A 14,670-nucleotide genomic window follows, 5' to 3' on the forward strand; every position below is an offset into this window, starting at 1 on the left:
CGAACAACAAGGATTGGCTACCAGCCACATGATAAAAAAAGGAGGAGCGTTGACTAAACAGAAAAAGAGACTTGCCAAGGCGCTCAATGTACGCTATAAGGTCGTCATACTCCAGGAAGAAACCTTTGAAGAAAAAGCTTCATTTACCGGAAAATTGTGGTATTGGATTACCGGAGCCAGCTCGGCGGCGGTTGTATTGATAATTTTTACGATTGTTTTTATCCGTGCCACGCCACTGCGCGAGTATGTGATGGGCATGTCGTTGAATGGTTTTGAGCGGAGCCGCCTTATCGAGGCCTACACACGCATTGATTCCATGGAGCAAGCAGCGCAAGCCAATACCATTTACCTCACCAACCTCCAGCAAGTTATCGGCGGCCAGGTTGGTGAGACCTTGGAACAAGCCGCAGGGCAACAGGCCGCTGGAAAAGCGACAAATGCCGTGATCCCCGCCACGGCCGACATCGGGCTTTCCAAAGATGAACTGGCACTCCGTGAACTGGTCGAATCCGGTGCCCCTTATGACCTGCCTGAAAATCCGGGAAACACCAGTACCGGCATTTCTTCCTATACATTTTATAGTCCCATCAAGGGCATCATTAGTTCCAGTTTCAGCGCCAAAGAACAACATTATGCGGTGGATATCGCCGTGAAACTGAACGAACCCGTGCGGGCTACGTTAAGTGGAAATGTGGTGTTTGCCTCCTATACGCCCGAGACAGGATACGTTGCCATCGTCCAACACAGTAATAATTTACTATCACTTTATAAACATTGCGCCTCGATTATCAAAAAAGTTGGTAGTTTTGTACGCGGCGGGGAAGTTATTGCATTTGCCGGTGATACAGGAGAATTGAGTACAGGCCCACACCTTCATTTCGAACTGTGGTACAACGGCAATCCAGTAAACCCTACCGACTACATCGCTTTTTGAAAAACCGTGATTACCTAAGCAAAACCAGCATGTTTGTAAACAAAAAAAATGAAAAACTACAGGAACAACGAGGAAGCAGCTTTAACCTGATTGCCAATGGCACAGAAATCACCGGAGACATCAATACCTCGGGTGACTTACGCATTGATGGCCAAATTATCGGTGATATCACCTGTACCGCCAAGCTGATTATTGGCGAAAATGGAGAGGTCAACGGTAATATCAATTGCCATTCCGGTGAAATCTCAGGCACCGTCCAGGGACAGATTGTGGCGAAGGAGATCCTCCAGCTCAATCAATCGGCGACGATACAAGGAGACATCAAGGCCATGCGGTTTGTTGTTGAGGACGGAGCATCTATCAATGGAAGATGCACAACGAGCAAAAGTTTAAGCCTGCCCGATCACCTGCCGGAAGTGAAATTGATTGGCTATGAAAAAAAACAGGCCGTTACCCGATAATGAGCTAAGCAAGTATGCCTATTTTACCGGTGTGGGATTCCAAATGCTTGCCATTATTGGTATATTTACTTATGTGGGGTACCGTATAGACGAATCGAGAAATACCGAAAACTCCCTTTGGACCGCTTTGTTTGCACTGGCAGGTGTATGCATTAGCATCTATACCGTGATACGTGCGCTGACGCGCAGGGGAAAATAAGGGTGGTTTGGCCATACCAATGCCCACAGCAGCAACTGATGGCTACTACTGTGGGCAATACCTTGAATATGCCGTTGCATCAAGGGTGCTTTTCCACTTTATTTCCTAGTGAAAACCGCCTCGAAATGGTAAATCCCCACCTAAATTGACCCTTCGTCCATGACGAGGTGGTTTCGGGGATGTACTGCATTTCCTGTATCGCGGTAGCATTGGTAAAGTTCAGGTTGAACACGTGGCCACCCGTTTCGATTTCAAGGCCCACGCCCAATGGGTTGTATAGCGCCGTGATGGCATCCGCATACCTCTCCTTGCTTGCCGTAGAGCGGAAAGGCAGGAAATAATCCATCACAAGCGCCATACGCCTGCTTACCTTCAGTCTCCCACCAATCCCCATGGCAAACAGGTCATTGCTATCATCGTAGTACGCAGTCATATTGCGCCGGATATATGTGGGATGCAACGCCAAGGAAAAATTAGCGCCAAACTTACGCGCAAGGATAAATTGGCCCACAAAGTTTAACCTATCCGAAAACTGTCGATACGATATGGCTTCACCTTCATTCTGCCGATCGGCCTCGACCCCGGGGATGGTCATGCTGGTATAGAACGTGATGGAAAGTGGCGCCTTCCCATCAAGTGTCTGTCGCAGTAGTCGGTATTTCAGGTTAGCCTCGTACAATTGCGATACCCGCGTGGCTCCCTTGGCACGTGCAATGCCTACATTCAGGTAGTCCGTTATTCCATATTCAAAGCCAATCTTGATATCCGTGGAATTGTCCAGCCCGAAGAAGTTCCTGCCGCCGCCATTGGCTCCTGCAATATCACCGAAGCGGTGATCTACCTTGAAGTCAAGTTCATGTTTGTGAATGGTCTCGATGGATTGGCCATTGATGATCCGTGTTGTTTTGAATGTAGCCGCTACCTCTTCACGTTCAAGACCTGTGCTATCACCGGCCAATGCCTTTTCCAAATCGGTTTGCGCCAGCAATCGGCAGCCGATGGCCAACATGGCTGCCACCATAAGTAATTTACGCCCGTTTAATGTTGAAATACACATAAATGAAATAATTTATTGCTTTTGATAAGTAGATGAGACGTCCACCGCCACTACTTCTGCAATGTTTTTGATCACCACTCGCGGTATCTTGATGTCATGGTCGGCCAGCTTCACGTCGAATTTGGCATGGGCTGTCACCGTGGTACCTTTGATTTCGACGGTCGTTTTCACCGCATACGGCTTCTTCACGCCATGGATTTCCAAAAAACCCATGACGGTCACTGGATAGCTGCCGTCGCTGCTCCAGTCTATCGGCTCAGTAATCTTGCCGCCAAACGTGGCGTAAGGAAATTTGTCGCTTTCCAGGTAGTTTTCATTGAAGTGTTCCTGCATCAAGCGCTTGTTGAACACAAAGGATTTTATGGGAACTTTAAAAGCGATTTCATTGGTTTTTGTATGAAGCGCGGAGCTTGCATGTTCGGTGGCTGCTGCGATATCTTCTAAAGGAGCTGCCGAAAAAAAAGAAATGTGGCTCCCTCTATCAACCCATATATCCTGCGCTTCCGCATGGAAGCACAGGATCATAACGAAAAACCAAACATAATATCTCTTCATAACTATTGATACATCAAATACCAGCCTTTTTAATTTTGGGGTGCTCCCTTGTCTATCCAGGCCTCAAGCAACTGCAATTCGCGGGCGGATAAGCTCCCATTCTGTGGCATGATCCGACGTACAACCACCACATCATTGATGCGATCCAGGTTGTCATTTACGGAAGCGTAGCCCGAAAAGACCCATCGGGAGGTGCCAGCACCGGCACCCGTGTGGCAGCTGCTGCAACGCGATTGGAACAATCCTCCCACAAAGTTGGCATAAGTCACGTTCTCCACCGTGACATCATTTCCACCCCCCGGCGGCGGCGGCTCAGGCGTGGGGCTGTCATTGTCCTTTCCACATCCGGCAAAACCAAGCATCACTATCACAAGTAATGCTGCTTTCGATACATACTGTTTCATACTGTTGTGTTCGTTATTCGTATAGCTAGTTAATAAAATAATATGCATATCGATTGGTTACGGTGCTGTGGCATCCGGCGAATTGGGGCCCAATACGGGCCATACGCCCACTGCCGGGAAGTTGATTCCCTTCGTCTCCCCCCTTACAGCATCCTGTCCGAAATAGTAGAGCGGCCACCCTTTATAAGTCAATTGTGTGCGGCCGTGCACTGTAATTTCAGCGAAATCATCTCGGGTGACAGCTGACGGAACAGCCCCGGGCGTGGCTCCATATATCGGCCAGACGCCATCATTGCTGAAATCCGGATTCGTAAAATTGTTTGTATTGTAGCGATCGTTCCGAAACCCATACAACGTACGGCCGTATGCATCGACCAAATAAGGGGTCAGTCCCTCACCCGGTATCAAATCAGCGGTATAGGCCGTGCCATCACCGCCGACAAGCTGATGGCTCACCAACATGACCGTATAATCGGGCTTAGCTACAAACCAATTGCCGCCTACGCCATCTCCCGTGATTTCACCCGGATTGTCATCGCCTGAATAGTAATATAACGGCCAGCCTTTATACGTGGTCTGCAAGGAACCATTGGCAAGGGTAATCGTGCTGACATCTTCGCTGTCGATACCTTCGCCGGATGCCGCCTCGCTATGATAGGGTGGCCACAGCGACAGGCAATTGCCACTACAGGCTGAGGTACCATCGGCATCAAGCGAAAAAAAATAAAGTGCCCGCCCCGCTCCATCGGTCAGCACTTGTCCGAAAGTTGCGTGGGCTTGCAAACGGATACCGGTGATTTCCGGTTCCGGCTCGGGCTCATCGTCATTGCAGGAAAGGATGGAGAGCGAGACCGCTACGGTCACCACTCCAATCATTCGGGTGGGAAAAAGATCCTTCATTGTTGTTTATGTTATAATCGGAAATACGGGGAAAAACAGCAGGAGGTTGCCACAGCTAGCAGAATAAAAAATTTAGTTGCATCAAGGCAACCTTTAGCGACGATCCTCCGTATTATTGTTAGATAAAGAGAAACGCTTGCCGACGGTTAATGAAGAAGTAATACAAAAGTATATTGCCGGTTGCCAAAAACACGATAAGGAAAGTCAATATGCTTTGTTCAAGCATTTCTATAGCTATGCTATGGGAGTATGCAGGCGTTATGCCCAAAATTCGGACGAAGCATCAGACATTTTGAGCGAAAGTTTCCTGAAAGTATTCAACCATATCGAACACTATGACACCTCAAAACCTTTCAAATCGTGGCTTGGGAAAATCGTTACCAATACAGCGATTGACGCTTACCGTGCAAACCTTAAATTTAGCCAGCAGGAGGATGTAAAAGACCATGAAAACATCAGTGATGAAGCAAGCGTCTATGGTAAATTAGCCTACGACGATTTATTGGCGTTGGTACGATCACTCAGCCCAGCCTATCAAGCCGTATTCAATCTTTATGCAATAGATGGGTATAGCCACAACGAAATCGCGGAATTGTTGGGCATTACCGTAAACACTTCCAAGTCAAACCTGCATAAGGCACGCAAAAGGCTTCAGGAATTATTGGATGAAGCGGCCAAAACGGAAGGGACCGCCCGGGCACAAAAACAGGTGACAAGCGGTGAGTAACCAAGTAAAAGGAATGGATAATGCAAGATAAACACCCCATAGATAAACTTTTCAAGGACGGGCTTGCCGACCCGCATATCCCTTTTGAAAAAAAGGAATGGCGGGCGCTGTCAAAAAAACTACATGTACGTAAGGAGCGCAAAATACCGCTGTGGATTTGGGTAGGAAGCGGTGCAGTTGCAGCGGTGATACTTGTTGCCATGTTATTAGTTATGGATCGCCAGACGCCCACGGAAGATGCTGCAGAATATGCGCGGGAAATACCGCGAACTGCACCATCGGCGGCGGCAGGCGATGATTCCACGACAACACCCAATAACAAACAGCATGGTGTACCGGCTATTGCTGCCGAAGGCCGAAGTGGCAAGCCAACCCCACGACTGGTCAATGCTACGCAACATGTATCCCTCACACCGCCGGAGCGTAATCAGACTCCAGCGCTACCACGCCCAAACACAGCTTTGCCATACGCATTATACACCCGACCCATAGCCCCTCACCTAACTCCATATACAGATAGCCTACACGGCATCTCCTTTGCACACGTGGCCAGTCCGAATGCCACGCTGCGACAAGACCGTGACGCCCTCACCAGCGTGCGCGAACGCAGTTGGACGTTCAGCATATTGGCCGCCCCGGACTTCTCCGGTACGCAACCGCTGGGTGGTAAGCTCAGTGGCAACGCGGGCCTGATGGTGACCTATCGCCTCAACCACTGGCTCACGGCAAGCACAGGTGCCCTTTACGCAAAAAAACGCTATGAAACCGACTTTGCCAACTATCGCCCCGGCCTCCGTTGGAGCGGCGGCACAGGCTCACCGAGCCTTGTGATAGCTGACTGTGGCGTGCTCGATATTCCCCTTAATATCGGGGTTGACATCAGCCGGGCTGAACAATCATCTTGGTTTGTGTCTGCTGGCATATCCAGCTACCTCATGCTACGCGAAACGTATGATTATATTTATCCACCGCACGAATATGGATACCCTAAGCAGATTACCTTATACAACCAAAACCGCCATATCCTGGGTATCGGCAACCTGTCGGTAGGCTACCGCCGCAAGCTCATGCCCTCGTTGGCACTTACGGTACAACCGTTTGTAAAAGTACCCCTGACCGGCATCGGCAACGGCAACCTTAAACTTTATTCATCGGGTATAGCCATTTCGGCAGATATTGACCTTACCCGCCGCCGGAAACCATAAAGACCCGGCCATATTCCTGTAAGTGCGCTCCTTTTTGTCCTGTAATTTGGTATTAATCTATAATTAATCTAAATTAGCAGCGGTTTTACAGATCGTCCACGGTGGGAAAGCACTTTCGTTTGTTTACGTATTTATTGATCATGACCATGCACGTCTATGGGCAATCCGCTCTGTTGTCCGGTGTTGTCCAGGATGAGCAGGGACAGGCAATACCGGGAGCTTCGGTGAGCATTGGTAATCAATTCGCCTCACAAATTACTGATCAATCCGGTAGGTTTTCATTTTCCGGTCTTCGCTTTGGCAATTACACCTTGAAGGTAACACATGTAGGATACGTTGCATACGCCGAGGCGATCACGTTGGAGCGCCCAAAGACCAGTGTCGTCATCCAATTGATCGCCCAATCGACCATACTGGACGATGTAACCGTCACCGGAAAGACCGAAACCCAACAAGCACGTGAGCAGGCCATACGGGCGGTGGTGGTAGATACCCGCGCCGTAGCCGAACAGCCCGCTACGCTGGCTGAACTGATGAACCGGGCACCGGGTGTGAGAATCAGGCAGAGTGGCGGATTGGGGAGCCAGCCTGATATTTCCATGAACGGCTTTCAAGGACGTGCGGTTCGCTATTTCAAAGATGGCATACCCCTCTCCTACTTGGGGGCAGGCTACGGCATACACAATATCCCTGTAAATACCTTGGAGCGCGTGGAAGTATATAAGGGTGTATTGCCTATTGCTTTGGGCGCCGATGCACTTGGTGGAGCGGTCAACTTGATATCGCAAAGGCAAACAGGTAACCAGCTTAACGCCAGCTACGAAATTGCTTCGTTCAATACGCACCGGTTGACGGTGAATGCCGGTGCCGACTTCAACCACGGTTGGTACGGTGGTGTGGAAGCTTTTTATAACTATTCCAAAAACAACTACACCGCGGCGGTGATGGTGACCGACCCCGATACCCGAAATCAAACGGAACAAAACATCGAATTGTTCCATAATGCCTATAAAGGATATTATACTGAAGGACATATCGGATTAAGGAACCGTCCTTGGGCCGACGACCTCCGTCTTAGCCTTGCTTATTTCGATACAGAACGTCAGCAACAGCATCCCGCACTCATGACCGATCCATATGGTGCTGTGCTGGGCAAACAATCGTCATTTGTGCCTTCATTGCACTACCAATCGAGTTTCTTCAATGATAAGCTAACAATCGACCAATTTGCGGTAGCAAATAATTTAGATCTTCATACGGTCGATACCGCACGTGGTTATTACGATTGGTTCGGGCAGTTCACACCCGTAACGGGCAGGGTGGGCGAAAGCTCACGTCCGTCCCTATCTAATGTGGATATCTGGCAGCTCACATCGCGCACATATGCCAGGTGGAGCTTCAACGAACGCCATGCACTATCCATCAATTATGTGTATATGCGCAGCAGGCGTGAAGGTGAAGATCCGTATGGTCCGCGTTTCTCGGGTACGGACATCGACGTACTATCCATTCCCGCCAACTACGCTAAACAGGTAGTAGGCGTAGATTGGTCAGGGGCGTTTACCGACCAATTGCAATTTTCGATAATGGGTAAAGGTTACCGTTATCAGTCGCGCGGTACCGAATCCTGGGCCAACAGGCCCATTAACCTTGATGAAGAGGCTTCCGTATCAAAAACCTACGGTGGGGTGGGCGGCTCATTAAAATACCAATATGCGCCGAATACATTTGCCCGCTTTTCTACAGAATACGCTTATCGGCTTCCCGAAAGCGAGGAATTGTTTGGCGATGCCATGTGGGTAGTACCCAACTTTTCGTTAAACCCCGAGCGGAGTCTGAATGTCAACCTGGGTTTCAACACACGGCAACGCCTTGTCCGTTATGAGGTCAACGCCTTCTATCGGGAGACCAAGGGTCTCATCCTATTGGTCCCCACCATTGCCCCCTACGCGCAATATCGCAATATTAACAACGTGCGTGGTTTTGGTGTAGAAGCCGACGCTATGGTAACCTTGACCAATTACCTCCAAGCTACGGCTAATGTCACGTGGCAAAGCCTACGTCTATTTGGCTTTACTTCACCTCAAGACCTGTGGCGCAACGGCACCCGCCTGCAGAACACTCCCTTTTTCTTTGCCAATGCTGGCCTAATGAACCGGCTCGAACCATTTGCCAACCACGGCCAGCTCAACACGTATCTGCACTACAACTTCGTTAGGGAGTTTTACTTGCAGACTATACCGAAAGACGCTGAACCAGACGGTCCTCTGGGCCTATGGGGAGAAGCAGGCGTCGAATCGGCGGTAATTATTCCCAATCAGCATTTGCTCAGCGGCGGCATCAATTACCAGTTTCCAGCAAACCGATATACCTTGGGCATAGAAGTAAAAAACTTAGCTAACACACGACTATACGATTATTTCCGCGTACAACGCGCTGGAAGGAGTTTCCATTTAAAATTGACATACCAAATCACAGACAAGACATGAAAAAGCAATTTCTTTTCGCAGTGATACCGACTGCACTATTAGCGTTCGCCGCCTGTTCGGACGACGATCCTACCCCACCGGAGAACGCTACCGCCCAATACCTTGTGCAAACGATGAGTGCCATTGAACAGGTAAAACCGGGATTCACGGCTGCCTATTCTGAATTTCCGTCAGGAACGATTTCTAATGTTTCTCAACCGAATGCTTTACAGGGTTCAGCCAATGAGGGCTGGCGTACATATAATGGGATGGTATTCAAAATGTTCAATGCGTCATTTGAGCGGGGCATTTACAAGTTGAATGTGACAGCAGACGGACGGATTTCTTATGACCCTTCGTCCATCAAAACCAACAATACCATCAATGGTTCCGGCAATTTTGTCATCGAAAGCGATACCAGGGGTTACTATTGGGATGCCGATGCTCCATGGATCATCCAGACATTCAACCCGACCACCATGCAACGGACGGGCCAGTTGGATGATGATTTTGAAAGTGCATTAAAACGGGATGACGAGGGCATTAATTTCCAAGGCATAGGCCAGCATTTCTTAGCCATTAAGCAAGGAAAACTTTATGCAGACATTGTATACAGCAAAGGTAGCGGTGGACAAAGCGGCATGTTCAATGATTTTTTCGAAGACGTTTACATCGCCGTCATCGATCTCAACACCGGGACTTATGAAAAAACCATTACCGTCGAAAATACCGGAGGTATTGCCTACATCAATGACAACGAGATGTTTTCTTTTGACTCCAATGGAGACTTATACATTGTGTTCCAAGGTAGGACAGCGTTGGGCGGATTGTCCAAAATTGCGCGTATCAAAGCTAACGAAACCGATATTGATGCATCTTGGGAACTTAAATTCTCCGATTATAATGCTTCAGATGCTGGTAAATTTACCGGTGTATTTGCCAAAAACGGCAAGCTTATTCTTACGGTCAATCAGGAGCCGTTGGTCGGCGGACCCACTGGCAACATCAATGCCGGCGAAATCTGGAAATTCTATACCGTCGACATCGCCAGCAAGGCCTTTACAGCGGTAGAAGGTGTAGAGCTTTCTACAAATGCCGGGGGATCTTACGCCGCATTCGAGTTGGATGGCAAGACCATTCTCCGCGTAAATGCGCCCAGCAAAGGCATCAGTGGTTTCTATGAACTGAATGGCAATACCGCCACCCAGTTGTTCCGCGTGGCCGAAGGCCATGCCGCAGGGTTTACCAAAATCAACGTAAACAATTAATCCGTGATGACTCGCTTGTTGATGATATTGGGCTTGGTTTTTCCTTTGTGCACCATCGGGCAACATACCCTTACCGTGCAGGTGACGAACATTCCCAACGCCCATGCCGGAGAGCCTATCTACATCACCGGCAATTTCAACCGTTGGAATCCCGCCGAGGAAACCATGGCATTGAAAAAAAACACGGATGGCACTTACGGCATCAGCGTGTTGCTCAAGGATGTGCCCAGTGACCGGCTGGAGTTTAAATTTACCCGTGGCGATTGGCATACTTCCGAATGTACAACCGAGGGGCGTTTAGAAGGTCCCCGGCTTGCAACGCTCGACCGTGACACCACCATCACCTGCCAAATCGAGGGCTGGCGCGATGACTTCCCGGCTTCTACCGCATCACCCAATGTACATCTCCTTGATTCCGCATTCTACATCCCGCAGCTCGATCGGCAACGCAAAATCTGGATATACCTTCCGGAAGATTATGCGGCTTCCGGCAAGCGGTATCCGGTGCTGTACATGCAAGATGGGCAGCATCTTTTTGACGAAGCTACCTCTCAAGGCCGCATTGGCCCCATCGAATGGGGTGTGGACGAAGTCATCGACACCGCGAAAGAAAAATGCATCGTGGTGGCCATCAACCACCAAACAGATTATAAAGACCGTGTGCCGGAATATTATTTCCACACCAACGCGGAATATCCCGAAGTGGAAGGCCCCCGCTACCTGGAATTCATTGCAAAAACGCTGAAGCCCTACATCGATAGCCATTACCGCACATTGCCCGACAAAGCCCACACGGGCTTGGCGGGCAGCTCCATGGGCGGGCTTATCACCTTCTATGGTGGACTGGCTTACCCGGATGTCTTTGGCACCCTTGGGGTCTTCTCCCCTTCCATCTGGCTGGACTACGGCAATATCGAAAAGGAATTAACTGCACTAACAACCATAGCAAACATCCATACCCAACGGTACTATTTCTATGCCGGCATGAGCGAAAACCGCCTCAAGCCCGACAGCACCTTTGTACACATGCATGATGATGTACAACGGACGATCGGCCTGCTGCAAAAAGCGGCCGACCCCGAAATCAAGCTGTCAGCACGGGAAGACGGTAGGCATGGCGCGCTGTATTGGCGCGAAGCCTTTCCCGCATTTTATGACTGGTTCATAGCAGGTACCCAAAAGAGTGTTCATTAATTAGGATGTTTAACCCCTTAAATTCTATTCACATGTCTACTATCAAAATCCACAGTTCACATTTCAAAGCCGGGGCATTGGCTGCCCTTGTCGTTGCTGCTACCGGCATGTCGCATGCCCAGAGGCTTTCCAAATCTGCCAAAGTAGGCGCCAGCTTATATGAAATCGCAGTCGATCACAGCGATGGCGCCGTATATGTAGCCTCGGTAGGCCAGCAAGGCAATCCCGGTCCGTTCATCTACAAGCTCGACGCACAGACGTTGGCCGCTGTCGATAGCATTGCACTGGGTGAAGCTCCGGGTTTCGGTCTGGGCATCAACCAAAAGACCCGCACCCTGTATACCACCAATACGCGGTCAAACTCCGTTCATGCCATCGACCTGAAAACAGGCAGCATACTGGCTACCATTACCAATGGTGCCGAAAGTAGCCATACGCGGGAAGTGATCGTGGATGAAAAGGCCAACAAAGTATATGTCTCTGATGTAGGCGACCCCAGCACCATCTGGGTCATCGATGGCAAAACCAACCAATACCTATATTCGTTGGAAGGTGCCGGAAAAACAGCAACCGGATTGGCAGTCGACGGTGATAACGAGTTGTTGTACGTCACGGCCATGGGGGATAATGAAATACTGGTATACAACACGAAGACCCGCGAAAAGGTAAAATCTTTCCCTTCTGGATCGGAAAGCCCCATCAACATTGCGTTTGACAAAAAGGGCGATAGGCTGTTTGTCACCGATTCCAAAAACAGCGTACTCACCGTATTGAAAGCTTCATCCGGGGAGCTGCTACAAAAAGTCACCGTTGGCGAAAACCCCATCGGCGTCAGCTTCGATGCCGGGCGCAACCGCATTTATACCGCCAACCGCCAAGGCCAGTCACTTACTGTGGTTGATGGCAGTAGCTATGCGGTCATTAAGACCCTCCCTACGGAAGGTTTATCCAATACAGTGGCTGTACATCCCAAAACCGGCGCGGTGTACGTCACCAATAAACAAGTGGGCACCCGGGTACGTGAAGGACAAACTCCTCCGGCTCCTCTACCCAATGGCGATACGGTCAGTTTAATCACCCCTTAGCTGAAACAGAAGAACGTTAAACAGTAAAAAGAAATGAAAGTAACAACCAATCGTCCTGCGGCGGTGTTGACCATGGCCGCGGTCGCTTTATCAGCAATTTCCATCACCCCGCTTGCGGCACAGACGCTTGTAAAGACCGAAAAAGTAGGTGCCAACATCTATCAGCCCGTTGTTAATCAAAAAGATGGATCTGTCTTCATCTCGTCTGCGGGCACCAGCATGGTGTATAAACTGGATCCGACGACGCTAAAGGCGGTAGACAGTATATCCACTCCCGAATCTGCCCCCATGGGCTTGGGAATCAGCCAGAACACGCAAACGCTTTATACCACCAACAGCCGGACAGGGCTTGTAGTGGCTATCCACATTCCTACCGGAAAGAAAACCCTCATTGAGGCTGACGGAGAAGGACGGGCACCGCGTGAAATCCGGGTGGATGAAACCCGTGACTTGGTGTATGCAAGCAGCGTGCGTGGACGTGGCTTGTGGGTCATCGACGCCAAGACCAACAAATTCCTGAAATTCTACGGTGACCTTGGCAATGCCATCACCGGCCATTACATTGATGAGCAAAACAACATCATCTACGCTACGGCAATGGGCGACAATGAGGTCGTCGTCGTAGACGGCGCCACCGGCAAGGTGCTCAAAAAATTCCCTGCCCATGGCGAACGGCCTACCAACGTACATCATGACGCCAAAGGCAACCGACTTTTCGTAGCCAACCAGACCACGGAAAACATCACCGTGCTGGATGCCGAAACCGGAGCACTGATCAAGGCTATACCGACAGCGGCAGGTGCCTTAGGTGTGAATCACGACCCCCAGCGCGACCGTATCTACGTGGCCAATCGCCATGGACGCACTGTCAATGTAATTGATGGCACATCGCTGGAAATCATCAAAACGTTTGAAATCGGTGCCCTGCCCAACACGGTGGCTATCAACCACCAAACGGGCGATGTATATGTCACCAATAAAGAAGCGGTAAGCGAGCGCGGTGAAAACGCGCCGGAGCCGGTACCTGCACCGAACGCGGACTCCGTGAGCCTCATCAAACTGTAGCCACGGCCCATTTTTCAAACTTTGTAGAAAAAACTCCATGAACAGACACATAAAAACCAAATGGATTGCCGTCTTTCTCGGCGTCTTTGGCGTCATGCAGCTATACGCCCAGCCTATCACCGTGACGGATGTCGTAGGTCGTGAGGTGACCATCCCCGCCCCAGCCAAACGGATTATCCTCGGCGAAGGACGGCAATTGATTACCTTGGGCTTGCTTGTACCTGACCCCGTAGCCATCATCGCCGGCTGGACGGGTGATTTTGCCAAATCCGGCGGCCTGCTGTACAATGAGTACCGCAAACGTTTCCCGGCTATGGACAAGATCCCGCTGATAGGCACCTCCGGCAAGGAAACCGTCTCCACGGAGCAAATCATCGCATTGAAGCCCGATCTGGCGATTTTCGGCGCAGGCTCCCACGGACCGGATGCAAAATCTACGGACATCATCCGCCAGCTGGAAGCGGCGGGCATCCCTATTGTATTCATCGACTTCCGGCTACACCCATTTACCAATACGGTTCCCAGTATCGAAGTGCTGGGCAAAGTGTTGGGCCAGGAACAAAAAGCAGCTGAGTTCGTAGCATTTTACAACCGTCGGATGAACCATATCCAAGGTACATTAGCCAGGCAAAATGACCTGAAAAAGCCCAAAGTGTATATGGAAATGATTCGCGGCGGGGCGCCTCCCGGATCACCGGGTAAAGGCAATCTGGGCGAGTTTATTGAGTTTGTAGGCGGCAACAACATCGGCACCATTCTGCCCGGTGAAGTGGGCACACTCAACATGGAATACGTCATCAGCGAGCAACCTGATGTATACATCGCTACCGGCATTGCGACACCCGGTGAGCCGGGGCTGGTCATCGGACAAGACGTATATACCCCCCAAACCCAGCAAAGCTTAGCGCAGCTGGCCGCCCGCCCCGTGGTGAGCCCGCTCAACGCCATCAAGCAGAGCAAGGTCTACGGCATGTGGCACCTCTTTTACGACTCCCCGCTCAACATTGCGGCTGTAGAGGCCCTTGCCAAATGGACCCACCCCGAACTGTTCGGCAAACTGCAACCGCATGGGGTACTGAAGGAAATAAATGAAAGATTTTTGGCGGTACCGCTGAAAGGTGTTTACTTTGCCGAATTAAAACAATAAG

The 14,670-nt window shown here is 50.1% G+C and carries 15 protein-coding genes; 11 read left to right on the forward strand and 4 right to left on the reverse strand.

What is annotated here, in order from left to right; all coding sequences use genetic code 11:
• The first annotated feature begins 28 nt into the window (after positions 1–28).
• The 3 genes from BMW65_RS00415 to BMW65_RS00425 are packed head-to-tail and all read left to right on the forward strand — an operon-like array spanning position 29 to position 1,594.
• Positions 29–934, forward strand: coding sequence for a M23 family metallopeptidase (locus BMW65_RS00415; protein ID WP_177180938.1), 906 nt, complete (start codon positions 29–31; stop codon positions 932–934).
• A 29-nt stretch (positions 935–963) separates the two neighbouring features.
• Positions 964–1,395: a bactofilin family protein gene (locus tag BMW65_RS00420; RefSeq protein WP_090601905.1), complete on the forward strand. Its 432-nt coding sequence runs from the start codon at positions 964–966 to the stop codon at positions 1,393–1,395.
• Positions 1,367–1,594: an AtpZ/AtpI family protein gene (locus BMW65_RS00425; RefSeq protein ID WP_090601907.1), complete on the forward strand. Its 228-nt coding sequence runs from the start codon at positions 1,367–1,369 to the stop codon at positions 1,592–1,594. The genes BMW65_RS00420 and BMW65_RS00425 overlap by 29 nt, the downstream gene beginning before the upstream one ends.
• 79 nt (positions 1,595–1,673) lie before the next feature.
• Here BMW65_RS00425 and BMW65_RS00430 read toward each other — a convergent pair whose 3' ends face one another.
• Genes BMW65_RS00430 through BMW65_RS00445 form a run of 4 tightly spaced genes read right to left on the reverse strand, consistent with a single transcriptional unit; the run spans position 1,674 to position 4,510 of the window.
• Complete coding sequence (locus BMW65_RS00430; RefSeq protein ID WP_245747427.1) at positions 1,674–2,651, reverse strand: DUF5777 family beta-barrel protein; 978 nt, start codon at positions 2,649–2,651, stop codon at positions 1,674–1,676.
• Between the two features lie 12 nt (positions 2,652–2,663).
• Positions 2,664–3,206, reverse strand: coding sequence for a YceI family protein (locus BMW65_RS00435; RefSeq protein ID WP_090601909.1), 543 nt, complete (start codon positions 3,204–3,206; stop codon positions 2,664–2,666).
• Positions 3,207–3,235: 29 nt separating this feature from the next.
• Positions 3,236–3,610 (reverse strand): c-type cytochrome, encoded by a 375-nt coding sequence (locus BMW65_RS00440; protein WP_090601911.1) that lies wholly within the window; start codon positions 3,608–3,610, stop codon positions 3,236–3,238.
• A 57-nt stretch (positions 3,611–3,667) separates the two neighbouring features.
• Positions 3,668–4,510, reverse strand: coding sequence for a hypothetical protein (locus tag BMW65_RS00445; RefSeq protein ID WP_245747429.1), 843 nt, complete (start codon positions 4,508–4,510; stop codon positions 3,668–3,670).
• Between the two features lie 214 nt (positions 4,511–4,724).
• Here BMW65_RS00445 and BMW65_RS00450 point away from each other — a divergent pair, with 214 nt between their 5' ends.
• The 8 genes from BMW65_RS00450 (at position 4,725) to BMW65_RS00485 (ending at position 14,669) form a co-directional block, all read left to right on the forward strand.
• Entirely contained in the window at positions 4,725–5,237 is a 513-nt protein-coding gene (locus BMW65_RS00450) for an RNA polymerase sigma factor (RefSeq protein ID WP_262497305.1), read from the forward strand.
• Between the two features lie 20 nt (positions 5,238–5,257).
• The gene (locus BMW65_RS00455) at positions 5,258–6,442 is read left to right on the forward strand and encodes a porin family protein (RefSeq protein WP_090601913.1); all 1,185 of its coding nucleotides are present in this window, start codon (positions 5,258–5,260) and stop codon (positions 6,440–6,442) included.
• A gap of 140 nt (positions 6,443–6,582) precedes the next feature.
• Complete coding sequence (locus BMW65_RS00460) at positions 6,583–8,931, forward strand: TonB-dependent receptor (protein ID WP_090601914.1); 2,349 nt, start codon at positions 6,583–6,585, stop codon at positions 8,929–8,931.
• Positions 8,928–10,178, forward strand: a complete 1,251-nt coding sequence (locus BMW65_RS00465; RefSeq protein ID WP_090601916.1) for a hypothetical protein — start codon at positions 8,928–8,930, stop codon at positions 10,176–10,178. Before BMW65_RS00460 ends, BMW65_RS00465 begins: the two co-directional genes overlap by 4 nt.
• A 6-nt stretch (positions 10,179–10,184) precedes the next feature.
• The gene (locus BMW65_RS00470) at positions 10,185–11,372 is read left to right on the forward strand and encodes an alpha/beta hydrolase (protein ID WP_090601918.1); all 1,188 of its coding nucleotides are present in this window, start codon (positions 10,185–10,187) and stop codon (positions 11,370–11,372) included.
• A 32-nt stretch (positions 11,373–11,404) separates the two neighbouring features.
• The gene (locus BMW65_RS00475) at positions 11,405–12,457 is read left to right on the forward strand and encodes a YncE family protein (protein WP_090601919.1); all 1,053 of its coding nucleotides are present in this window, start codon (positions 11,405–11,407) and stop codon (positions 12,455–12,457) included.
• A gap of 33 nt (positions 12,458–12,490) precedes the next feature.
• Positions 12,491–13,522: a YncE family protein gene (locus tag BMW65_RS00480; protein WP_090601921.1), complete on the forward strand. Its 1,032-nt coding sequence runs from the start codon at positions 12,491–12,493 to the stop codon at positions 13,520–13,522.
• 37 nt (positions 13,523–13,559) lie between these two features.
• On the forward strand, positions 13,560–14,669 hold the full coding sequence (locus tag BMW65_RS00485) for an ABC transporter substrate-binding protein (RefSeq protein ID WP_090601922.1): 1,110 nt from the start codon (positions 13,560–13,562) through the stop codon (positions 14,667–14,669).
• The last annotated feature ends 1 nt before the right edge of the window (position 14,670 follow it).

The organism is Parapedobacter koreensis (assembly GCF_900109365.1).
GTDB classification, from domain to species: Bacteria; Bacteroidota; Bacteroidia; order Sphingobacteriales; family Sphingobacteriaceae; genus Parapedobacter; species Parapedobacter koreensis.